The 22,167-nt window shown below is 63.5% G+C and carries 17 protein-coding genes; 9 read left to right on the top strand and 8 right to left on the bottom strand.

Features of this window, described 5'->3' with window-relative positions; genetic code table 11:
- The first annotated feature begins 111 nt into the window (after positions 1–111).
- The 8 genes from nuoG to nuoN all read left to right on the top strand — a co-directional run bounded on the left by nuoG (position 112) and on the right by nuoN (position 10,151).
- Entirely contained in the window at positions 112–2,841 is a 2,730-nt protein-coding gene (nuoG, locus tag N8H22_RS09510; protein WP_264590269.1) for an NADH-quinone oxidoreductase subunit NuoG, read from the top strand.
- Positions 2,838–3,830: an NADH-quinone oxidoreductase subunit NuoH gene (gene nuoH / locus N8H22_RS09515; RefSeq protein WP_264590270.1), complete on the top strand. Its 993-nt coding sequence runs from the start codon at positions 2,838–2,840 to the stop codon at positions 3,828–3,830. The genes nuoG and nuoH overlap by 4 nt, the downstream gene beginning before the upstream one ends.
- Positions 3,831–3,842: 12 nt before the next feature.
- On the top strand, positions 3,843–4,391 hold the full coding sequence (nuoI, locus tag N8H22_RS09520; RefSeq protein WP_264590271.1) for an NADH-quinone oxidoreductase subunit NuoI: 549 nt from the start codon (positions 3,843–3,845) through the stop codon (positions 4,389–4,391).
- A 78-nt stretch (positions 4,392–4,469) separates the two neighbouring features.
- Positions 4,470–4,970 (top strand): NADH-quinone oxidoreductase subunit J, encoded by a 501-nt coding sequence (gene nuoJ, locus N8H22_RS09525; protein ID WP_264590272.1) that lies wholly within the window; start codon positions 4,470–4,472, stop codon positions 4,968–4,970.
- A 3-nt stretch (positions 4,971–4,973) separates the two neighbouring features.
- Positions 4,974–5,282 (top strand): NADH-quinone oxidoreductase subunit NuoK, encoded by a 309-nt coding sequence (gene nuoK, locus N8H22_RS09530; RefSeq protein ID WP_264590273.1) that lies wholly within the window; start codon positions 4,974–4,976, stop codon positions 5,280–5,282.
- Complete coding sequence (gene nuoL / locus N8H22_RS09535; protein ID WP_264590274.1) at positions 5,279–7,123, top strand: NADH-quinone oxidoreductase subunit L; 1,845 nt, start codon at positions 5,279–5,281, stop codon at positions 7,121–7,123. The genes nuoK and nuoL overlap by 4 nt, the downstream gene beginning before the upstream one ends.
- Positions 7,124–7,144: 21 nt before the next feature.
- Positions 7,145–8,674, top strand: a complete 1,530-nt coding sequence (nuoM, locus tag N8H22_RS09540; protein ID WP_264590275.1) for an NADH-quinone oxidoreductase subunit M — start codon at positions 7,145–7,147, stop codon at positions 8,672–8,674.
- Positions 8,675–8,681: 7 nt separating this feature from the next.
- Positions 8,682–10,151, top strand: a complete 1,470-nt coding sequence (nuoN, locus tag N8H22_RS09545) for an NADH-quinone oxidoreductase subunit NuoN (protein WP_264590276.1) — start codon at positions 8,682–8,684, stop codon at positions 10,149–10,151.
- Positions 10,152–10,421: 270 nt separating this feature from the next.
- Here nuoN and N8H22_RS09550 read toward each other — a convergent pair whose 3' ends face one another.
- From N8H22_RS09550 to N8H22_RS09585, 8 genes are all read right to left on the bottom strand, one after another.
- Positions 10,422–12,797 (bottom strand): RND family transporter, encoded by a 2,376-nt coding sequence (locus N8H22_RS09550; RefSeq protein WP_264590277.1) that lies wholly within the window; start codon positions 12,795–12,797, stop codon positions 10,422–10,424.
- Positions 12,798–12,818: 21 nt separating this feature from the next.
- Complete coding sequence (locus N8H22_RS09555) at positions 12,819–13,820, bottom strand: YCF48-related protein (RefSeq protein WP_264590629.1); 1,002 nt, start codon at positions 13,818–13,820, stop codon at positions 12,819–12,821.
- A gap of 390 nt (positions 13,821–14,210) precedes the next feature.
- The gene (pepN, locus tag N8H22_RS09560) at positions 14,211–16,871 is read right to left on the bottom strand and encodes an aminopeptidase N (protein ID WP_264590278.1); all 2,661 of its coding nucleotides are present in this window, start codon (positions 16,869–16,871) and stop codon (positions 14,211–14,213) included.
- A 218-nt stretch (positions 16,872–17,089) separates the two neighbouring features.
- Positions 17,090–17,929 carry a DUF2797 domain-containing protein gene (locus tag N8H22_RS09565; RefSeq protein WP_264590279.1) on the bottom strand — a complete coding sequence of 280 codons (840 nt, stop codon included), beginning with the start codon at positions 17,927–17,929 and terminating at the stop codon, positions 17,090–17,092.
- Positions 17,929–18,207 carry a DUF1315 family protein gene (locus tag N8H22_RS09570; protein WP_049325827.1) on the bottom strand — a complete coding sequence of 93 codons (279 nt, stop codon included), beginning with the start codon at positions 18,205–18,207 and terminating at the stop codon, positions 17,929–17,931. The genes N8H22_RS09565 and N8H22_RS09570 overlap by 1 nt, the downstream gene beginning before the upstream one ends.
- Positions 18,208–18,278: 71 nt before the next feature.
- Positions 18,279–19,139 (bottom strand): rhomboid family intramembrane serine protease, encoded by an 861-nt coding sequence (locus tag N8H22_RS09575; RefSeq protein WP_264590280.1) that lies wholly within the window; start codon positions 19,137–19,139, stop codon positions 18,279–18,281.
- On the bottom strand, positions 19,136–20,107 hold the full coding sequence (locus N8H22_RS09580) for a metallophosphoesterase (RefSeq protein ID WP_264590281.1): 972 nt from the start codon (positions 20,105–20,107) through the stop codon (positions 19,136–19,138). The genes N8H22_RS09575 and N8H22_RS09580 overlap by 4 nt, the downstream gene beginning before the upstream one ends.
- Positions 20,107–20,994, bottom strand: a complete 888-nt coding sequence (locus tag N8H22_RS09585) for an NAD(+) kinase (RefSeq protein ID WP_264590282.1) — start codon at positions 20,992–20,994, stop codon at positions 20,107–20,109. Before N8H22_RS09585 ends, N8H22_RS09580 begins: the two co-directional genes overlap by 1 nt.
- A gap of 188 nt (positions 20,995–21,182) precedes the next feature.
- Between N8H22_RS09585 and N8H22_RS09590 the strand changes: the two genes are divergently transcribed.
- Positions 21,183–22,127, top strand: a complete 945-nt coding sequence (locus N8H22_RS09590) for a DUF1853 family protein (protein ID WP_264590283.1) — start codon at positions 21,183–21,185, stop codon at positions 22,125–22,127.
- Positions 22,128–22,167 lie beyond the last annotated feature (40 nt).

A 22,167-nucleotide genomic window follows, 5' to 3' on the forward strand; every position in this document is an offset into this window, starting at 1 on the left:
GGACGATGCCGAAGGAAGTTGGCCGCTGCCATTGCCCTTCGCATCCCGACGCCCCGGCGGGAACCGTTTTCCATTAGCCAGGCCCGCCGCGGCGGGTAAGAAGATAACCCTATGGCCACGATCCACGTAGACGGCAAAGCCTTCGATGTCGACGGAGCGGACAACCTGTTGCAGGCCTGTCTGTCCCTCGGCCTCGATATTCCCTACTTCTGCTGGCACCCGGCGCTGGGCAGCGTCGGTGCCTGCCGCCAGTGCGCGGTCAAGCAGTACCAGGACGAGAACGACACCCGCGGTCGCCTGGTCATGTCCTGCATGACGCCGGCGACCGACAAGACCTGGATCTCCATCGACGACGAGGAGGCCAAGGCCTTCCGCGCCAGCGTGGTCGAGTGGCTGATGATCAACCACCCGCACGACTGTCCGGTGTGCGAGGAAGGCGGTCACTGCCATCTGCAGGACATGACGGTGATGACCGGCCATAACAAGCGCCGCTATCGCTTCACCAAGCGTACCCACCAGAACCAGGAACTCGGCCCGTTCATCGCCCACGAGATGAACCGCTGCATCGCCTGCTACCGCTGCGTGCGCTACTACAAGGATTATGCCGGCGGCGAAGACCTCGGCGTGTTCGGCGCGCATGACAACGTCTACTTCGGCCGCGTCGAGGACGGCGTGCTGGAAAGCGAGTTCTCCGGCAACCTGGTCGAGGTCTGCCCGACCGGCGTGTTCACCGACAAGACGCACTCCGAGCGCTACAACCGCAAGTGGGACATGCAGTTCGCGCCGAGCATCTGCCAGCAGTGCTCGGCCGGCTGCAACATCAGCCCTGGCGAGCGCTATGGCGAGATCCGCCGCATCGAGAACCGCTTCAACGGTGCGGTGAACCACTATTTCCTTTGCGATCGGGGCCGTTTCGGTTACGGCTACGTGAACCGCAAGGATCGTCCGCGCCAGCCGCTGCTGCAGACGGAACAGACCACCCTGGGCGTGGATGCCGCGCTGGACCAGGCTGCCGCCCTGCTCGCTGGCCGGCGGCTGATCGGCATCGGTTCGCCGCGCGCCAGCCTGGAAAGCAACCACGCGTTGCGCGAACTGGTCGGCGCGGACAACTTCTATTCCGGCATCGCCGCCCAGGAACTGCAGAATCTGCAACTGATCCGCGAGCTGTTGCAGAACGGTCCGCTGCCGACGCCGTCGATGCGCGAGATCGAAGAACACGACGCGATCTTCGTGCTCGGCGAGGACCTGACCCAGACCGCGCCGCGCATCGCGCTGTCGCTGCGCCAGGCAGTCAAGGGCAAGGCCACCGAGATCGCCGCGGCGTCGAAGATTCCCGAATGGCACCAGGCCGCCGTGCAGAACGTCGCTCAGCACGCGCGGAGTCCGCTGTTCATCGCCTGCGTCAGCGAAACCCGCCTGGACGACGTGGCGACCGAAAGCGTGCAGGCCGCACCGGATGATCTGGCCCGCCTGGGTTTCGCCGTCGCGCATGCCATCGACCCCAGCGCACCGGCGGTTACCGGACTGGAAACCGATGCCGTACAGCTGGCGCAGCGCATCGCCAATGCCCTGCTGGCCGGCAAGCGTCCGCTGATCGTCTGCGGTGCCTCGCTCGGTTCGAAAACCGTGCTCGAGGCCGCCGCAAACATCGCCCAGGCGCTGCACAACCGCGAGAAGAATGCCTCGATCAGTCTGGTGGCCGCCGAAGCCAACAGCCTGGGCATGGCTCTGCTGCTGGCCGACGAGCGCGCCGACAAATCGGTGGACGCCGCGCTACGCGCGCTGACCAGCGGCGAGGCCGACGCCGTGCTGGTGTTGGAGAACGACCTCTATCGCCGCGCAGCCCAGGCCGACGTCGACGCTGCGCTGGATGCGGCAAAGGTGCGGATCGTCGCCGATCATCAGCACACCGCAACGGCCGCGCGTGCCGACCTGCTGCTGCCGGTGGCCAGTTTCGCCGAGGGCGACGGTACCCTGGTCAGCCAGGAGGGCCGCGCGCAGCGCTTCTTCCAGGTATTCGAACCCAGCTACTACGACAGCAGCATCCTGATTCGTGAGGGCTGGCGCTGGCTGCACGCGCTGCAATCGACCCGTGAGCACCGCCCGGTGGAATGGACGCAGCTCGACCAGGCCACCGAAGCGTGCGCCGCCAGCCAGCCGTTGCTGGACGGTATCCGCGACGCGGCGCCGAAGGCCGGTTTCCGCATCAAGGGCCTGAAGCTGGCCCGCGAACCACTGCGCTACAGCGGCCGCACCGCCATGCGCGCCAATATCAGCGTGCACGAGCCGCGTCAGCCGCAGGACCCGGATTCGGCGTTCGCCTTCTCCATGGAAGGCTATTCCGGCTCGGCCGAGGCCCGCCAACAGATCCCCTTCGCCTGGTCGCCCGGCTGGAACTCGCCGCAAGCGTGGAACAAGTTCCAGGACGAGGTCGGCGGGCATCTGCGCGCCGGCGATCCAGGCGTGCGCCTGCTCGAATCCCGCGGTGCCGCGCTGCCCTGGTTCGTCCCGAACGCCGCCTTTGCCCCGCAGCCCGGGCATTGGCAGGCCGTGCCGCTGTATCACCTGTTCGGCAGCGACGAGACCTCGGCACTGGCCGCACCGATCCAGGAACGCATCCCGCAGGCCTATGTGGCGCTGAACGCGGCCGAAGCCGCGCGCCTGGCCGTCAACGAAGGCGCCATGCTGACCCTGCGCGTGAACGGGCAACCGCTGCGGCTGCCGCTGCGCATTCTTGATGATCTCGCCGTGGGAGTGGTGGGACTGCCGGTTGGCCTCACCGGCGTGCCTGCCGTCTTCGCCGGCGCGACCGTGAGTAACCTGCAGGAGGCCGCGCAATGAGCTGGCTGACCCCCGAAATCATCGACGTGATCATCCAGGTGCTCAAGGCCATCGTCATCCTGCTGGTGGTGGTGGTCGCAGGCGCGCTGCTGAGCTTCGTCGAGCGGCGCCTTCTCGGACTCTGGCAGGATCGCTACGGCCCCAACCGCGTCGGGCCGTTCGGTCTGTTCCAGCTTGCCGCCGACATGCTGAAGATGTTCTTCAAGGAAGACTGGACACCGCCCTTCGTCGACAAACCGATCTTCACCCTGGCACCGGTGGTGGCGATGAGTTCGCTGCTGATCGCCTTTGCCGTGGTGCCGGTGACGCCGACCTGGGGCGTGGCGGATCTGAACATCGGCCTGCTGTTCTTCTTCGCGATGGCGGGCCTCACCGTCTATGCGGTGCTGTTCGCCGGCTGGTCGAGCAACAACAAGTTCGCCCTGCTCGGCAGCCTGCGGGCCTCGGCGCAGACGGTGTCCTATGAGGTGTTCCTCGGCCTGTCGCTGATGGGCATCGTGGCGCAGGTCGGCTCGTTCAACATGCGCGACATCGTCGAGTATCAACAGCAGCACCTGTGGTTCATCATCCCGCAGTTCCTCGGTTTCGCGACCTTCTTCATCGCCGGCGTTGCCGTCACCCACCGTCATCCGTTCGACCAGCCAGAAGCCGAGCAGGAGCTCGCTGACGGCTATCACATCGAATACGCGGGCATGAAGTGGGGCATGTTCTTCGTCGGCGAGTACATCGGCATCGTGCTGATCTCCGCACTGCTGACCACGCTGTTCTTCGGCGGCTGGCACGGGCCCTTCCTCGAGACGCTGCCGTGGCTGTCGTTCTTCTGGTTCGCGCTCAAGACCGGCTTCTTCATCATGCTGTTCATCCTGCTGCGCGCTTCGATTCCGCGGCCGCGCTACGACCAGGTGATGGCCTTCAGCTGGAAGTTCTGCCTGCCGCTGACCCTGATCAACCTGCTGGTGACCGGCGCGCTCGTGCTTGCCGCGCAGTAAGGAGAAAGACCCATGTTCAAATACCTAGGCGAGGTGCTGCACGGCACCTACACCCAGTTGCGCAGCCTGGTGATGGTGTTCAGCCATGCCTTCCGCAAGCGCGACACCCTGCAATACCCGGAAGAGGCCGTGTACCTGCCACCGCGCTACCGCGGTCGCATCGTGCTGACTCGCGACCCCGACGGCGAAGAACGCTGCGTGGCTTGCAACCTCTGCGCGGTGGCCTGCCCGGTGGGCTGCATCTCGCTGCAGAAGGCCGAGACCGAGGATGGCCGCTGGTATCCGGAATTCTTCCGCATCAACTTCTCGCGCTGCATTTTTTGCGGCCTGTGCGAGGAGGCCTGCCCGACCACCGCAATCCAGCTGACCCCGGATTTCGAGATGGGCGAGTACAAGCGCCAGGATCTGGTGTACGAGAAGGAAGACCTGCTGATCGCCGGTCCGGGCAAGAACCCGGACTACAACTTCTACCGCGTTTCCGGCCTGGCCATCGCCGGCAAGCCGAAGGGCGCCGCGCAGTGCGAAGCCGAGCCAATCAACGTCAAGGGGTTGCTGCCGTGACCGTATCGCCGCGCCCCCGCTCCTTCCGCCCGCTCGCCTTATGGGCAAGCGACGCCACAGTTTCGAGGACCTGACGTCATGGAATTCGCCTTCTATTTCTCCGCCGGTGTCGCGGTGGTTTCCACCCTGCGGGTGATCACCGGCAGCAACCCGGTGCACGCCCTGCTCTATCTGGTCATCTCGCTGCTGGCGGTAGCCATGTGCTTCTTCAGCCTCGGCGCGCCGTTTGCCGGAGCGCTGGAGATCATCGTCTATGCCGGCGCCATCATGGTGCTGTTCGTCTTCGTGGTGATGATGCTCAACCTCGGCCCGGCGATCGCTCAACAGGAACGCGCCTGGCTGACACCGAAAATCTGGATCGGCCCGTCGCTGCTCGCTGCCCTGCTGCTCGCACAGCTGCTCTGGGCGCTGTTCGCCGCGCCAAGCAACGCCCCGCTGGCACAGACCAGCGTCGGTCCGAAGGAGGTTGGCGTGGCGCTATTCGGCCCCTATCTGCTGGCCGTCGAGTTGGCGTCGCTGCTGCTGCTCGCCGCGCTGATCGCCGCCTACCACCTGGGCCGTCACGAGGCGAAGGAGTAAACCATGCAAGCCATTCCTCTCGAACACGGCCTGGCCGTCGCCGCGATCCTCTTCTGCCTCGGGCTGGTCGGTCTGATGGTGCGGCGCAACATCCTGTTCATGCTGATGAGTCTGGAAATCATGATGAACGCCGCCGGTCTGGCCTTCATCGTCGCCGGTAGCCGCTGGGCACAGGCGGACGGGCAGATCATGTTCATCCTGGTGATCACCCTAGCGGCAGCCGAAGCCGCCATCGGCCTGGCGATCCTGCTGCAGCTGTACCGCCGCTTCAATACCCTCGACGTCGATGCCGCAAGCGAGATGCACGGATGAATCTTCTATTCCTGACCTTCGTTTTTCCGCTGCTCGGCTACTTCCTGCTCGCCTTTTCCCGCGGGCGGATTTCCGAGAATCTGGCTGCGACCATCGGCGTCGGCTCGGTGGGCCTCAGCGCCCTGACCAGCGCCTGGGTCATCTGGCAATTCAACACCACGCCGCCGGCCGAAGGGGTCTACATCCTGCAGCTGTGGCAGTGGCTGGACGTCGCCGGTCTGCAGGCGTCCTTCGGTCTGCATCTGGACGGCCTGTCGCTGACCATGCTCGGCGTGGTTACCGGCGTGGGCTTCCTGATCCACCTGTTCGCCAGCTGGTACATGCGCGGCGAGGAGGGCTATTCGCGCTTCTTCGCCTATACCAACCTGTTCATCTTCAGCATGTTGCTGCTGGTGCTGGGCGACAACCTGCTGCTGCTGTACTTCGGCTGGGAAGGCGTCGGGCTCTGCTCCTACCTGCTGATCGGCTTCTATTTCAAGGAGCGCAAGAACGGCAACGCCGCGCTGAAGGCGTTCATCGTCACCCGCGTCGGCGACGTGTTCATGGCCTTCGGCCTGTTCATTCTGTTCGTCCAGCTCGGCACGCTGAACATCCAGGAGCTGCTGGCGCTGGCGCCGCAGAAGTTCGCCGAGGGCGATCTGTGGATCACCCTCGCAACCCTGGCGCTGCTCGGCGGCGCAGTCGGGAAATCGGCGCAATTGCCGCTGCAGACCTGGCTGGCCGACGCCATGGCTGGCCCGACTCCCGTCTCTGCGCTGATCCATGCGGCGACCATGGTTACCGCCGGTGTCTACCTGATTGCCCGCACCCACGGGCTGTTCCTGCTGGCGCCAGACGTGCACGAACTGGTTGGCGTCGTCGGCGGCGTGACGCTGGTGCTGGCCGGCTTTGCCGCGCTGGTGCAGACCGACATCAAGCGCATCCTCGCCTACTCGACCATGAGCCAGATCGGCTACATGTTCCTCGCCCTCGGCGTCGGCGCCTGGGACGCGGCGATCTTCCACCTGATGACCCATGCCTTCTTCAAGGCCCTGCTGTTCCTCGCCTCCGGCGCGGTGATTCACGCCTGCCACCACGAGCAGAACATCTTCAGGATGGGCGGTCTGTGGAGGAAGCTGCCGCTGGCCTACGCCAGCTTCATCGTCGGCGGCGCCGCACTGGCCGCCCTGCCGCTGGTCACGGCCGGTTTCTATTCCAAGGACGAGATCCTCTGGGAAGCCTTCGCCAGCGGACATAGCGGGCTGCTTTATGCGGGGCTCGCAGGCGCCTTCCTCACCTCGCTGTACACCTTCCGGCTGATCTTCATCGCCTTCCACGGCAAGCCGCAGACCGAAGCGCATGCCGGCCACGGTATCGCCCACAACCTGCCGTTGATGGTGTTGATCGTGCTGTCGACCGTGGTCGGCGCGCTGATCACTCCGCCACTGGCTGGCGTGCTGCCTGAAAGCGTCGGCCATGCTGGCGGCGAGGCCAAGCACAGCCTGGAGCTGGTGTCCGGCGCCATTGCAATCGCCGGCATTCTGCTGGCCGCGGCACTGTTCCTCGGCAAGCGCGGGCTGGTCACGTCCATCGCCCAGAGCGCGCCCGGACGCCTGCTGAGCGCCTGGTGGTTCGCCGCCTGGGGCTTCGACTGGCTCTACGACAAGCTCTTCGTGCAGCCCTACCTGTGGCTCTGCCGCCTGCTCGCCCGTGACCCCTTCGACGCCACCATCGGCCTGGTGCCACGCACCGCGCGCGGCAGTCACCTCGTGCTGAGCCGCAGCGAAACCGGCCAGTTGCGCTGGTATGCGCTGTCCATCGTCGGCGGAGCCGTGCTGTTGCTCGGCATCATCCTGCTCTGAATTGCCCAAGGACTCGAAACCGTGATTCTGCCCTGGCTAATCCTGATTCCCTTCATCGGCGGCTTGCTCTGCTGGGTGGTCGAGCATTTCGACCAGACCCTGCCGCGCTGGATCGCGCTGTTCACCATGGCGCTGTTGTTCGGCCTGGGCCTCTGGCTCTGGGGCCACGGCGACTACAGCCTGGCGCCCGCGCCTGAGTCGGGCTCGACCTGGGCGCTGGAGTTCAAACACGTCTGGATCGAGCGCTTCGGCATCAATCTGCACCTGGCGCTCGACGGCTTGTCGCTGCTGATGATCTTGCTTACCGGCCTGCTCGGTGTGCTGTCGGTGCTCTGCTCGTGGAAAGAGATCCAGCGCCATGTCGGCTTCTTCCACCTCAATCTGATGTGGATTCTCGGCGGCGTGGTCGGTGTGTTCCTCGCCCTCGACCTGTTCCTGTTCTTCTTCTTCTGGGAAATGATGCTGGTGCCGATGTACTTCCTTATCGCGCTCTGGGGCCACAGCTCGGAAGGCAAGCGTTCGCGGATCAACGCGGCGACCAAGTTCTTCATCTACACCCAGGCCAGCGGCCTGATCATGCTGGTGGCGATCCTCGGCCTGGTGCTGGTGAACTACCACAACACCGGCGTGCTCACCTTCGACTACGCCCTGCTGCTCGATGCCGATCTCGATCCCAAGATCGAGTTTCTGCTGATGCTCGGCTTCTTCATCGCCTTTGCAGTGAAATTTCCGATCGTACCGCTGCACGCCTGGCTACCGGATGCCCACGCCCAGGCACCGACCGCAGGCTCGGTCGATCTCGCCGGCATCCTGCTGAAGACCGCCGCCTACGGCATGATCCGCTTCGCCTTGCCGCTGTTTCCAGATGCCTCGGCGGACTTCGCGCCGATCGCGATGGCGCTCGGCCTCATCGGTATCTTCTACGGCGCGCTGCTGTCGTTCGGTCAGACCGACATCAAGCGTCTGGTCGCCTATTCCAGCATCTCCCACATGGGTTTCGTGCTGATCGGCATTTACTCCGGCAGCGAACTGGCACTGCAAGGTGCGGTGGTGCTGATGATCGCCCACGGTCTCTCGGCGGCAGCGCTGTTCATCCTCTGTGGCCAGCTCTACGAGCGCCTGCACACCCGCGACATGCGCGAGATGGGCGGTCTGTGGTCGCGCCTGCCTTGGCTGCCGGCGCTGAGCCTGTTCTTCGCCGCCGCCTCGCTGGGCCTGCCCGGTACCGGCAACTTCGTCGGCGAGTTCGTGGTGCTGTTCGGTGCTTTCGGCCAGTGGCCGTGGATCGTGGTGATCGCCACCTTCGGTCTGGTGCTCTCCTCGGTGTATTCGCTGGCGATGATCCATCGCGCGCATTTCGGTCCGGTCAAGGCGGAGGGCAGCCTGCCGAGTCTGGATGTCCGCGAGGTCGGCATGATCCTTTCGCTTGCCGCGTTGCTGGTGCTGCTCGGAATCTATCCGCAGCCGGTATTCGATACCTCGCTGGCCACCATGAGCGGCGTGCAGCAATGGTTCAGTACCGCTTTCTCCCAACTCGCTTCGGTCCGGTAGTCGCGCAATGGAACTCACTCAACAACACTTCATCGCCCTGCTGCCGCTGCTCGTCGTCAGTGCCACCGTCGTGGTGGTGATGCTGGCAATCGCCTGGCGGCGCAACCACGGCCTGAGCTACACACTGAGCACCGGCGGCCTGGTGCTCGCCCTGTTTTCGATCGTTCCGGCGATGCAAGCCGATGTGCAGCAGGTCACGATGCTGCTGCGCACCGACGGCTTCGCCTACTTCTACATGACACTGATGCTGCTCGCGACGCTGGTTTGCGTCACGCTGGCACATGCCTATCTGGGCGAGAGGCCTGGCGGCAGCGGCTTTCCCGGCAATCGGGAAGAGCTTTACCTGCTGATGTTGCTGTCCGCAGCAGGCGGCATGGTGCTGGTCAGCGCACAGCACCTGGCGAGCCTGTTCATTGGTCTGGAGTTGCTTTCCGTACCGGTCTACGGGCTGGTTGCGTATGCCTTTTTCAACAGGCGTTCGCTCGAAGCCGGCATCAAGTACATGGTGCTCTCTGCCGCCGGCAGCGCGTTTCTGTTGTTCGGCATGGCGCTGCTGTACGCCGAGTCCGGCAGCCTGGCCTTCACCGAGATTGGCAGCAGTCTTGCCGCACAGGGCTCGTCGATACTGGTGCAAACCGGCATCGGCATGATGCTGATCGGCCTTGGCTTCAAGCTCTCGCTGGTCCCCTTCCACCTGTGGACCCCAGATGTCTACGAGGGCGCCCCGGCACCGGTCTCGGCGTTTCTCGCCACTGCCAGCAAGGTTGCCGTATTCGCGGTGCTGCTGCGGCTGTATCAGCTGTCGCCAGCTACCAGCGGCGGCTGGCTGAACGACGCGCTGAGCCTGATCGCCATCGCCTCGATTCTCGCCGGCAACCTGCTGGCGTTGAACCAGAGCAACTTGAAGCGCCTGCTCGGCTACTCGTCGATCGCCCATTTCGGCTATCTTTTGGTGGCGCTGATCGCCAGCAACGGCCTGGCGGTGGAAGCAGTCGGCGTATATCTGGTGACTTACGTGCTGACCAGCCTCGGCGCGTTCGGCGTGATCACTCTGATGTCCAGCCCGTTCCAGGGCCGTGACGCGGACGCGCTGTACCAGTACCGCGGTCTGTTCTGGCGGCGTCCGTACCTGACTGCCGTGCTTACCCTGATGATGCTCTCGCTGGCCGGTATTCCGCTGACCGCGGGCTTCATCGGCAAGTTCTACGTGGTCGCCAGCGGGGTCGAGTCGCAGCTGTGGTGGCTGCTCGGTACGCTGATCGCCGGTAGCGCCATCGGCCTGTATTACTACCTGCGAGTCATGGTGACGCTGTTTCTCGTCGAGCCGGGCATTCGCCGCCACGATGCACCGTTCGACTGGGGCCAGCGCGCCGGTGGCATCATGCTGGTGGCTGTCGCCGCACTTACCCTGCTGCTTGGCATCTACCCACAGCCGCTGCTGGAGCTGGTCCAACAGGTAGGCCTGGCCGCACTCTGAGCGTCCCCACAATACCGGGATCGCCCCCGGTCTCTGACAGAACGCCCCGCCTGGTTCGGGGCGTTCTGCTTTCCGCGACCTGAGGATGCGGACTGATACGCCCGCCGGCCTTGCACCCAGCACCTCCCGGGATCGAATCCGGGTGGCTATTCCACATTCAGACCTTCACCCCGCGCAGCGGCGCCTGGGCTAGAAAGCAGAACGCCCGCAGCTTGCGCTGCGGGCGTTCCGGATGCTGCGTCAGCGCACCGAGGCGCTGACGACTCTCTCTCAGTGAGCCGCCACTGCATCGACAGCCTTGCCGGCGAGCCGATCCGGCTTGATCAGGAAGCGGGCCAGTGCCGGCAGCAGCCAGATCGCGCCGACCATGTTCCAGAGGAACATGAAGGTCAGCATCAGACCCATATCGGCCTGGAACTTGATCGCCGAGAACACCCAGGTGACTACGCCGATCGCCAGACAGATGCCAGTGAACACCACCGCCTTGCCGGTGGATTTCAGCGTCTGGTAGTAGGCTTCCTGCAATGTCATGCCTTGGCGCAGGTAGGTTTCCAGGCGGCTGTAGATGTAGATGCCGTAGTCGACACCGATACCCACGCCCAGCGCGATCACCGGCAGCGTGGCGACCTTCACCCCGATGCCCATGAAGGCCATCAGCGCGTTACCGAGGATCGAGGTCAGCACCAGCGGCAGGATCACGCAAAGCGTGGCCGCCAGCGAGCGGAACGTCAGCAGGCACATGACGCTGACCGCCAGGTAAACCGCGATCAACATGGTGGTTTCCGACGCGGCGATCACCTCGTTGGTAGCCGCCTCGATACCAGCGTTACCCGCCGCCAGCACGAACTCCAGACCTTCGCGATTGTTCTCCTCGGCGAACTCCTTGGCCGCGGCGACCACGTGTTCCAGCGTCTCGGCCTTGTGGTCGTTAAGGAATACCAGTACCGGCGCCAGCGAGCAGTCGCTGTTGTACATGCCTTCGGCACGGGCGATGGAGTTGTTCAGCACATGCTGGTTACGCGACAGCGTTTCCCACTTCAGGCTGCCCTCGTTCATGCCCTTGATGCCCTGGCGCGCCACCGTAACCATCGACACCGCGGATTGCACACCACTGGTGTTCTGCATCTTCCACATCAGCTCGTCCATCGCCGCCAGCGTGTCGTAATGCGAGCAGCCTTCGGGTGCGGTCTTGACCATCACGACCAGCACGTCGGAACTGGTGGAGTAGTTGCGGATGACGAAATCATTGTCCAGGTTGTAGCGCGAGTCCGGATGCAGCTCCGGCGCTCCCTGGTCGAGGTCGCCGATCTTCAGGTTCTGCCCGTACCAGAGGCCACCGACCAAGGCCAGCACAGCGATGGTGATGGAAATCGGCGCCACGGTCGGACTGGCGAATTTCGACAGCCCACGCCAGAACGGATGGTCACGCGAGGCCTCGTCACGGGCCTGCTTGATCGCCTTCTGGCTGATACCCATGTAGGAAATCGCCACTGGCAACAGGATCAGGTTGGTCAGGATGATCACCGCCACACCCAGCGAGGCGCCGATGGCCAGCTCACGAATCACGCCGATGTCGATCAACAGAAGCGTGACGAAGCCCACCGCATCGGACAGCAACGCCACCATGCCGGGAACGAACAGCTGACGAAATGCCAGGCGCGCCGCGGCGAGCGGGTCGGTGGTCTGCCCGGAGGCCATGGCGATGCCATTGATCTTCTGCACGCCGTGGGAGATCCCGATGGCGAACACCAGGAACGGCACCAGCATCGAATACGGATCCAGCCCGAAGCCCAGCGTATGCAGCAAGCCGAGCTGCCAAACCACGGCGATCAAGGTGGTCACCAGTACGGCGATGGTGCTCTTGAGGCAGCGGGTGAACCACAGCAGCAGCGCGAAGGTGACACCGATGGCGACGATAAAGAACAGCGCCACGCCTACCAGGCCGTCAATCAGATCACCGACCTTCTTGGCAAAGCCGATGACGTGAATCTTCACGTTGGGATTCTGCGCCTGATACTTCTCGCGAATCTTCTCTTCCAGTTCGTGGGAGAACTGCTGGTAATCCAGTTTGATCTGCTTGCCCTGGTCTTCGGGATCCGGATAGGACTCCATCAGCGGCACGTCGACGATGCTCGATTTGAAGTTGTTCGCCACCAGCCGGCCGATCTGTCCGGATTTGAGGATGTTGTCGCGCAGGTCATCGAGGCTCTCGGGCGAGCCGTCATAGGTCTGCGGAATCACCTCACCACCGGCGAAGCCCTCTTCGGTCACCTCCGTCCAGCGTACGCTGGGACTCCACAGCGACTTCATGTTGGAGCGATCAACGCCGGGGATATAGAACACCTCGTCATGCACCTGGCGCAGCGTCTCCATGTACTCCTTGGAGAAGATGTCGCCTTCCAGGGCCTCCACGGAAATGCGCACCGTGTTGCCCATGTTGCTGAGGTCGTTGCGGTGCTCGAGCATCTTCTGGATGTACGGATGCCCCAGCGGGATCATCTTCTCGAAGCTGGTTTCCGGGCGCACCTGAGCGGCCTGGTAAAACAGGAACGCGCTGATCAGCGCACAGATGAAGATGACCGCCTTGCGGTTGTTGAAGACCAGACGCTCAAGGAACGACGCCGGTTTCTGTTGATGCTTGGTCATGCGAGTGGTTCTCCCGGCTTCTTATTGTTGTGTGGCCAGATCCGCGCCCGACGGCGAGGTGATGCGGGCACCGCCCTGCCCTACCAGGACCAGGTTGTCACCACCGTTGGCGCTCACACCCGACAGCGACAACCGGTCAGGCCGGCTGAAGTACTTGAACGTGCGTCCCTGATCGCTGCTGGTCAGCACCGCACCGCCGTGGCCGACGATGATGATGCGACCGTCACGCAGCACACTGCCGCCCGCCAGGCCCGACTCCAGGGGATGACCGTTACCGTTGCTCAACTCGATCTGCTCCCAGCTATCACCGGAATCGACAGAGCGGAACAGATGGCCACGCAGCCCGTAGGCAAACACCAACCCGCTCTCGCCCCCCGCGAGCACGCCGAAGAAGGAACCCTCGTAGGGCGAATCGAGCCGTTCCCAGGTCTGCCCCAGGTCCGACGAGCGGAACAGGCTGCCCATCTCGCCTACCACCAGCAGCCCGCCATGCTGGATCTGTGCGATGGCGTTCAGGTGCACCCCGTCTTCGTTATCCAGGCGATCGCTGATGTCGTTCCAGCTCTGGCCGCCGTCCGTGGTTTCGATCAGCGCACCGTAGGCGCCAACGGCGATGCCATGCTGGGGATTCTCGAACCAGACATCCAGCAGCGGCGCTTCGCGCTCGCGCTCTTCGTATTGCACGTTCCAGTTTTCGCCCCCGTCTTGGGTGGCGAGCACCAGTGCATCATGACCGACTGCCCAGCCGTGCTTGTCATCGACGAAGTGAAGGGCTGTGAGCAGCTGGCGCGTTGGCACCTTGGCCTGCAGCCAGTGCTTGCCGGCATCGTCGGAGAAGAGGATGTGTCCACGGTCACCCGCGGCAACCAGTCGATCGCCGGCTTGGGTGATGTCGAGAAGAAGATGGGAGACCGCACGCTTCGATTCAATCGAATAGCGGGTCTGAGGATCGACAGCGGCCTGGGCTTGCACCGGCAGCGCATTCAGCGACAACAGTGAGATGGCACCGCAGAGCGAAAGCACACTGGCCAGCGAAAAGCGAGAACGCAATACCGCTGTCTGGGCTGTTGCCACAGCGCGGCCGGACTGGGTGCGCCGCAAAACGGGCTCACTCATACATACCCCCTTTATTTTTATTTAGGTAAGGCCTGGATTGGCAGGCACAGCCATCCTAGCCAGCTTCGAAGAAGGCTTACAATCGACGGGACGTTATGTTTTGTTAACTTGCGGGTGCTGATTGGCGGCCGATCAGCCAAGCTGATCTAGCACGATGCCACTACACTGCGGAGTAGTCGCGACGCACGACAGGATGTCCACCCCGACATCCTGTCGGGATGGACAACACACGCACCCGATAGCAGAGCGCGCCGCGGGCCAGGCCAGTCACCTTGCATGACCGGCCTGGACCGAGCATCAGGCGAGGCTCTTGCTCACCACTTCGTATACGTCGCTGGACAGTTCGCCGGAGGCGAGAATGCGCTCCAGTTCGTGCTTCATCAACGCCTGACGGCTTGCGTCATACTTGCGCCAGCGCGTCAGCGGCGCCAGCAGGCGCGAGGCAATCTGCGGATTGAGCGCGTTGAGGGTGATCACCTGATCGGCGAGGAAACGGTAGCCGGCACCATCGGCGCGGTGGAAGTTGACCAGGTTCTGGTTGGCGAAGGCACCGATCAGCGCGCGAACCTTGTTCGGATTCTTCAAGGTGAAAGCCGGGTGCTGCATCAACGCTTGGACCCGCTCCAGCCCGCCGGGCAACGAACTGCCAGCCTGCACACTGAACCACTGATCCATGACCAACGGATTGTCCTTGAAGTGCTCAGCGAAGGTACTCAACGCCTGCTCGCGCTCTTTTGTGAACGGTGAATTGACCAGCACCGCCAGCGCTGTCAGACGCTCGGTCATGTTGTCGGCCTGATCGAACTGTTCGATGCAGCTTTCCAGCACCGGAGGGCGTTCGGTGAGCATCAGGTACGACAGCGCGATGTTCTGCAGCGCGCGACGGGCGAAATGACCGGCTTCAGCCACATAGGGCGTCTGGCTGGATAGCTCGCGATTGGTCTGATAACGCTGCCAGAGCAGATCGAACAGCTCTTCGGCAATGCGCTTGCGGGCGAACTCGCGCGCGGCGTGAATGGCATCGACATCGGCCACATCGCTGATCTCGGTGAGATAGGCCTCGCTGGGTAGCGACAGCATCTCGGCGACCATCGCGGCGTCGAGGTCCTCGTTCTGCAGCAAGCTGCGCAGCGCCTCGATCAGACGCTCGTCCATCGCCAGCGCTTCACCGCGCTGATACTGGCCGATCAGCTCCTGCAGCACCTGCACGGACAACTGCTGGCCCGCCTCCCAACGGTTGAAGCCGTCGGAGTCGTGCTGCATGAGGAACATCAGCTGGTCGCGGTTATACGGGTAATCCAGCTTCACCGGCGCGGAGAAGCCACGCAGCAGCGATGGCTGTGGGCGCTCGGCGACGTCGACGAAGGTAAAGGTCTGCTCGGCTTCGCTAACCGCCAGCACGCGACTGGTTCCGACTGCTGCCGACTCGCCTTCCAGTCGCAGCGGCAGTTCAGCGCCATCGGCGCCCAGCAGGCCCAACGCCACCGGAATGACAAAGGGCTGCTTGCTCGGCTGACCCGGCGTCGGTGGGCAGCTCTGGCGGAAGGTCAGACTGTAGGTCTTGCCCGCCTCGTCGTACTGCTCGCTGACGGCGAGGCGCGGTGTTCCAGATTGGCTGTACCAGCGTTTGAATTGGGTGAAATCCGCGCCGTTGGCATCTTCCATAGCCTTGACGAAGTCATCGACTGTCACAGCCTGGCCGTCATGCCGTGCGAAGTACAGATCGCTGCCCTTGCGGAAGCCCTCTTCGCCCAGCAGCGTCTGGATCATGCGCACCACTTCAGCACCCTTCTCGTAAACGGTCAGGGTGTAGAAGTTGGAGATTTCGATGAAGGACTCCGGGCGCACCGAGTGGGCCATCGGGCCGGCATCCTCGGCGAACTGGTGGGTGCGCAGGTAGGCAACGTCCTCGATGCGCTTGACCGTCGCCGAATTCATGTCGGCACTGAACTGCGAGTCGCGGAAGACGGTGAAGCCCTCCTTGAGCGACAGCTGGAACCAGTCACGGCAGGTCACACGGTTGCCGGACCAGTTATGGAAATATTCGTGAGCGACGATTGCCTCGACGCGCTGGTGCGCAGCATCGGTGGCAGTTTCGGCGCGGGCCAGCACCGCGCTGGAGTTGAAGATGTTGAGGCCCTTGTTCTCCATGGCGCCCATGTTGAAGTCGTTCACCGCGACGATCATGAAGATGTCCAGGTCGTACTCGCGACCGTAGGCCTCCTCGTCCCATTTCATCGACTTCTTCAGGCTGTCCATGGCGTGCTGGCACTTGTCGATGTTTTCCGGTTCGACGTAGATGCGCAGCGCCACGTTGCGTCCGCTCATGGTGGTGAAGCTGTCCTCGACGCACCAGAGGTCACCCGCCACCAGGGCAAACAGATAGGCCGGCTTTTTGAACGGGTCTTCCCAGGTCGCCCAGTGGCGGCCGTTGTCCTCACTGCCGCTGGCGATCGGGTTGCCGTTGGACAGCAGCACCGGGTAGGCCTTCTGCTCGGCGCTCACGGTGGTGGTGAACTTGCTCATCACGTCCGGGCGGTCGAGGTAGTAGGTGATCTTGCGGAAGCCCTCGGCCTCGCACTGCGTGCAGAACATGCTGCCGGACTTGTATAGCCCTTCCAGCGCGGTATTGCTCTCCGGATGGATCACCACCGAACTGTCGATGACGAAGCTGTCGCTGTCCGGCTGCAGGGTCAGGCAATCTTCGCTGAGCTGATAGTCGCCCAGGCCCAGCTCGCGATCGTTCAGCGCGATGGACAGCAGCTCGAGTTCCTGGCCATGCAGCTCCAGCGGCGGAAGTTTGCCCGCCGGGCGCTCGGGGTTGCGGCGCATCACCAGCTGGGCGTGCACCAGCGTGCGGTCCTCATACAGCTCGAAGGTCAGATGGGTTTCATCGATCAGGTACTCGGGGGCCTGGTAATCCTTCAGATGAATGACTTTCGGTTGTTCGGTACGCATGGAAACCTCGTCGGCTGAGCTTCAAGCGGCAAGCTTCAAGCGGGAAAGTGGCGATGGATTGCCAGCCCGTATGCCGGGCTGCAGATGGTTCGAGCTTAACGTCTGTCGCGGCCGACTTGTAGGGTGGAAAACGGCGCGGTCTTTTCCACGCGGTTGCTCTGGCCGCTCATTCTTGAGCCTGCCGCGCCAATCGGTGGATAAGCGAAGCGTTATCCACCCTACGCAGCGGCGCTGGCTACCACCTGATAAGCGGTGAACTTGCGAATGTTGATCACGCCAGTATCGAGGATCAGGTACTGGCCCTTGATGCCCCTGAGCGTGCCTTCGACCACCGGTGTCTTGTCCAGATCGAGACTGACCACCTTGGTCGGATACGCCTCGACGGGATAGCGAATCTCCAGCACTTCGGCATCGGCCACCGGCTGAATCGCCTGCAGGCCATAGCGTTGCTGCAGATTCCGCAGCCCTTCGGCACAGGCATCGAAGATCTGCTCGCGCATCGCGATCAAGTCGATGGGGTCGGCATCCCCCTTGAGCAGCGCGCGCCAGTTGGTGCGATCGGCCACCTGGCTGCGCAACAGGTCCTCGACCATGCCGGACTGCTGACGAGTGGCGACGCGCATGATTGGCAGCGCCTGGCTGGCGCCCTGGTCAAGCCAGCGCGTCGGCAGCTGGGTGGCGCGGGTGATGCCGACCTTGATGCCCGACGAGTTGGCCAGGTAGACCACATGGTCGGTCATGCAGAAGTCCATGCCCCATTGCGGATCGCGGCAGGTGCCGAAGTCGTGGTGGCATTTTTCCGGGCTCATGATGCAGACGTCGCATTGCGGCAGCTTCTTGAAGCAGGGATAGCAGTAGCCCTGGCTGAAGCTCTTGTTGGTCTTGCGCCCGCAGTGGGTGCAGTTGATGGCACCGAGGTACTCCAGCCGCAGCGTCCTGCCGATCAATGGATTGACCGGCACCAGCCCTTCACCGAGGCGAAAGGCATACTGCACCGGCACGCCAGATTCGAGCTGAACCGACATCTTCTCCAGCGCGCCGCGTCCAAGCTCCAGCATCAGTGGCGGGTTCCGGAAGCCGGCGCGAACAGGCTGGTGTCAATGGCGGCCTCGGCCTTCTTGCTCTTGGAGCCGCATTCCTGGCCTCCCATGTAGCCGGTGCGTTCTTCCTCGGGAAGATTCTTCATCTCCCAGGCGATCACCGCCTGCATGCAGGTTTCCTTCTGCTCAGGGGTCAGCTTGCGGCCGTCAGCCCATTTGCCCAGTTCGAGGGCCTGCTTGAGGCTCGCGTAAATTTCGGGGGTGATATTTTCGGCGGTTTGGATAAAGGTCGACATGGCCAGCTCCGGGGGAAACGAGCGGGCATTCTACCGGGCTGTCGCGCTTTAGGGAAAAGCGCGACAGCCCACTAGCGGCGCCGCGCCAGGGTGCCGCCGATCACGCCGGTCACGCAGCCGGCGACCAGCCCGCCGACATGCGCCGCGTTGGCAATCGCCAGCGCGCCGAAGCTGAGCACCTCGATGACGCCCGTCAGGCAGATCACCAGCCACACCAGCATCAGCACCACGACGCCGGGCGGCAGCCGGTAGGCCTCGTTCGGCGCGAGCTTCTGATACAGCCAGCAATGCCCGAGCAGACCGTAGAGCACACCGGACAGACCACCGAAGATGCCCGGCCCACCGAACAGATACTGCGCGAAGTTGGATACCAGACCGAACAGCACGGTCAGCGCCAGCAGCATCCAGGCACGCTGATGGGCTTCGATACGCCGCCCCAGCTCCCAGTACCACATGCTGTTCATGGCCAGATGAAGGATGCCGAAGTGCACGAAGATCGGCGTGATCAGACGCCACCACTGCCCCGCTGCGAAGGTCTGCTCCAATGTGGCGAAATAGGCGTACTCGCCGTCGATGCGAAAATCAACGAAGTTCAGCCAGCGAATCGCCGCGAAATTCTCGCCGAGCAGGGTGATCGCCGCGACGATCAGGGTGAGCACCAGCAGCGCCGCAGTCAGCGGGCTGGCACGCAGAGTCGTGACGAAACCGCCGCGCCGACCAGGCTGTTCGACGACCACGCGGTCGTCGCCTCGCGGATAGCGCGCATACAGATCACGAACCTGCTCGACCACCTCGCCGGGCACGCGCAGCACCTGCTGGTCGCCCTCCTCCGACACCCGGCAAGGCACGCGCAGGCGGTGCAGCAGCGCGATGAACCCGCTGAGGTCTTCCGACAGGGGCAGGCGCAGCGCTTCGCTCACCGCGACACTCATGTGCGGAACACCGCACAGACGTCGACCCAGGCGAACTTCGCCGGGTCCAGACGGACTTCCTGATCCAGCCGATAGGCCACCAGCTTGCCATTCTTCACTGCGCTGTAGTCCAGGCAGGCCAGATTGTCGCGCAGCGGCCCCGGCTGGCCGCGCCGCCAGTAGTGGCCGACGAACAACAGCGGCTCGTCCGGCCCGTAGAGGAACAGGCGGTTCTTCTGTTGCGCAGACAGCGGCATGCGCGCCGCGTGTTCCGGCAGGCCGTCGGGCTGGAATACCACGTCGCCGTAGGTCTGCGGGTTTTCTTCCCAGAACTTGGTACGGAAGAAGGTGCGCACGAAGCCTTCCTCGCTGGTCAGCGTCACGCCCTCGGGCAACGGCATGTCGGTGCCACGCAGCAGCCGGTCCAGAGCCTGACAGATGAAGGTGCCCGGCAGGCCAGCCTCGCGCAGGATGCCCGGGCTGATGCAGCCGTCGTTCAGTAGCGGCCGCAGCCGCGCGATGACGCTGTTGTCCCAGCAGGCATGCACTACCCGGAAGCGCTCGCTCTCAAGAAACAGCGGCAAACCGTAGAACCATTCGCGGAAGGCTTTCCACTCCTCGGCATGGTGCTCGAACTGCTGGAGCGTCTCCTGCAGTAGCCGGGCAAAACGCGGTGAATGCTCACGCACGAAATCACGACCGCTACCCGGCGGCGCCGGCATGTACCAGCCCAGAGCGTTGAACTCGTGATTACCCATGATGCAGTAGGCCTGCCCATGATCGACCATGTCATAGACCAGATGCAGCGCCTCGCGGATGTGCGGGCCACGGTCGATGATGTCGCCGAGGAAGATCACCTGCCGACGCGGATGACGCCAGACACCGCCCTGGAAGCGATAACCGAGTCCGTCCAGTAGACGTCCCAGCGCGTGGCCGCAGCCATGCACATCGCCGATCAGGTCATAGCCGCGCTCGGGATCAAGCTGCATCAATCGCCTCCGCCCAAGCGACTGCCCCAGCCAAGTTTGGTCCGGCACACTTCGTAGTAATTGTGATCCAGCGGATGGATCAAGTGCAGTTTCTGCGGCTTCTTGCGCACCGTGACGGTATCGCCCGGTGCGCAGGTGAAGTGGTTCTGGCCATCGCAGGATACCTGCGGATAGATCTGCATGTTTGGCGAGACCACGATCTTCAGCTCGCTGTTGCCGTCGACCACGATCGGGCGGCTCGACAGCGTGTGCGGATACATCGGCACGATGACGATGGCGTCCAGCCGGGGATGCATGATCGGTCCACCCGCAGACAGAGCGTAGGCGGTGGATCCGGTAGGCGTCGCAACAATCAGGCCGTCGGCCTTCTGGCTGCAGACGAACTGGCCATCGATATACAGCTCGAACTCGATCATCCGGGTCGACTTGCCCGGATGCAGCACCACGTCGTTGAGCGCATCGCCGGCGCCGATGGTTTCCTCGAAGCGCCGGGCATGAGCCTCAAGCAGGAAACGGTTCTCCAGGGTGTATTGCCCGCTGAGCACCTCGGCGACCTTTTCCTCCAGCTCATCCGGGCGGATGTCAGTGAGAAAACCCAAGCTGCCGCGGTTGATTCCCAGCACCGGCACGCGATGTTTAGCCATCGCCCGCGCAGCTCCGAGCAGGCTGCCATCGCCGCCGACCACGATCACCAGGTCGCAGGTCTCGCCGAGGCGCTGTCGCGACGAAGTCTGCATGCCGTGGCCGGGCAGCACCTCGGCAATGTTCTCCTCGAGGATCACATGCAGATGACGCTCGACGAGAAACCTTTTCAGCCGGCGGATGGTATCCAGCACCTGAGAACTGCCCAGGCGGCCAATGATGCCGATATTGCGGAATTGCTCCATTGAGGCTCCCTGGTATGAGTAACAGGACGGGGCAGTCGGAAGGCGGCGCACGTGACGAAACGGCTGGAGTCGACTCGAGCGCCGTCTCCTCGCCTTAGAACATAAGCCGGCAGAAGATATCCGCCGGTCCGGCGATTATGGGCGAAACGCCGAAGCAGCGGCAAACCATCCTCGGCTATGCTCCAGGCATGTCTATTTCCAGCCTCCACGACTTTCCGACTCGCCTGCTAAATCCGCAGGTGCGTGATCTCGCCTGGGCCATCGTCTCACCACCGCTACTGGACAACGGGCGCTGGATGCAGCGGCATCCCCTCGCGGCGACCCGCTGGCAGGCGTCGCCTGGGTTACTCGCCGACTGGCTGATACGCCAGGACGACGATCCCACGCCGCTGCAAGCCTGGCTCGCGCGCAGCAGCGTGCGTCGGCTGGGACTGTATTACGAGCGACTATGGCAATACGTACTCTGCCAGGTGCCGGATATCGAGCTGCTCGCGGCCAATCTGCCGATACGTCAGGGCGGCCAGACGCTTGGCGAACTGGATCTGCTGCTGCGCGATGCCGAGGGAGTCCATCACCTCGAGCTCGCCGTGAAGTTCTACCTCGGCCTCGACCAAGGGGACAGCCTCCGGCATGACCACTGGCTTGGACCCGGCAGCCATGACCGGCTCGACCTCAAGCTGGCGCATCTATGCCAACGTCAATTGCCGCTGGCGCAGCATGCTCAAGCAGCCGCAGTGCTGCAGGAGCTGACCTGCCAACCCGTGCGCAGCAGTTTCTGGCTCGGCGGTTACCTGTTTCAGCCCTGGCCGTCCGCCGGAGGAACTCCTGCTGATTGCAACCCGCAGCATCTGCACGGTCGCTGGATTCGTCAGTCATGCTGGAAGGAATTTGACCAGCTGCACCCCAACGCCCGCTGGCAACCGCTGCAACGGCAAAGCTGGCTGGCACCTGCTCGAATCGAGACTCTCCAGCTGTGGGCGCGGGACGAGTTCGATCAATGGCTCGCGCTCGCCCCCGCGGCGACGCAACCGCGGTTGCTGATACGTCTCGACTCAGTCGATCACGGCACCTGGATCGAACAAGAGCGTGTATTTCTCGTCGACGATGCCTGGCCAGCTCAGACACACACCTAGATGCTTCAGCTTGTCACAAAGACTACCTAAGCTAGCTAGC

The sequence above is a fragment of the Stutzerimonas sp. S1 genome, assembly GCF_025966695.1.
Taxonomy (GTDB): Bacteria; Pseudomonadota; Gammaproteobacteria; order Pseudomonadales; family Pseudomonadaceae; genus Stutzerimonas.

Excerpts from the sequence above, each read along its gene's own strand:
- N8H22_RS09550 (WP_264590277.1), bottom strand. The coding sequence starts at position 12,797 with ATGACCAAGCATCAACAGAAACCGGCGTCGTTCCTTGAGCGTCTGGTC.
- nuoG (WP_264590269.1), top strand. The coding sequence starts at position 112 with ATGGCCACGATCCACGTAGACGGCAAAGCCTTCGATGTCGACGGAGCG.
- N8H22_RS09585 (WP_264590282.1), bottom strand. The coding sequence starts at position 20,994 with ATGGAGCAATTCCGCAATATCGGCATCATTGGCCGCCTGGGCAGTTCT.
- N8H22_RS09580 (WP_264590281.1), bottom strand. The coding sequence starts at position 20,107 with ATGCAGCTTGATCCCGAGCGCGGCTATGACCTGATCGGCGATGTGCAT.
- nuoJ (WP_264590272.1), top strand. The coding sequence starts at position 4,470 with ATGGAATTCGCCTTCTATTTCTCCGCCGGTGTCGCGGTGGTTTCCACC.
- nuoL (WP_264590274.1), top strand. The coding sequence starts at position 5,279 with ATGAATCTTCTATTCCTGACCTTCGTTTTTCCGCTGCTCGGCTACTTC.
- nuoI (WP_264590271.1), top strand. The coding sequence starts at position 3,843 with ATGTTCAAATACCTAGGCGAGGTGCTGCACGGCACCTACACCCAGTTG.
- N8H22_RS09590 (WP_264590283.1), top strand. The coding sequence starts at position 21,183 with ATGTCTATTTCCAGCCTCCACGACTTTCCGACTCGCCTGCTAAATCCG.
- N8H22_RS09565 (WP_264590279.1), bottom strand. The coding sequence starts at position 17,929 with ATGCTGGAGCTTGGACGCGGCGCGCTGGAGAAGATGTCGGTTCAGCTC.
- nuoH (WP_264590270.1), top strand. The coding sequence starts at position 2,838 with ATGAGCTGGCTGACCCCCGAAATCATCGACGTGATCATCCAGGTGCTC.
- nuoK (WP_264590273.1), top strand. The coding sequence starts at position 4,974 with ATGCAAGCCATTCCTCTCGAACACGGCCTGGCCGTCGCCGCGATCCTC.
- N8H22_RS09570 (WP_049325827.1), bottom strand. The coding sequence starts at position 18,207 with ATGTCGACCTTTATCCAAACCGCCGAAAATATCACCCCCGAAATTTAC.
- nuoN (WP_264590276.1), top strand. The coding sequence starts at position 8,682 with ATGGAACTCACTCAACAACACTTCATCGCCCTGCTGCCGCTGCTCGTC.
- pepN (WP_264590278.1), bottom strand. The coding sequence starts at position 16,871 with ATGCGTACCGAACAACCGAAAGTCATTCATCTGAAGGATTACCAGGCC.
- N8H22_RS09575 (WP_264590280.1), bottom strand. The coding sequence starts at position 19,139 with ATGAGTGTCGCGGTGAGCGAAGCGCTGCGCCTGCCCCTGTCGGAAGAC.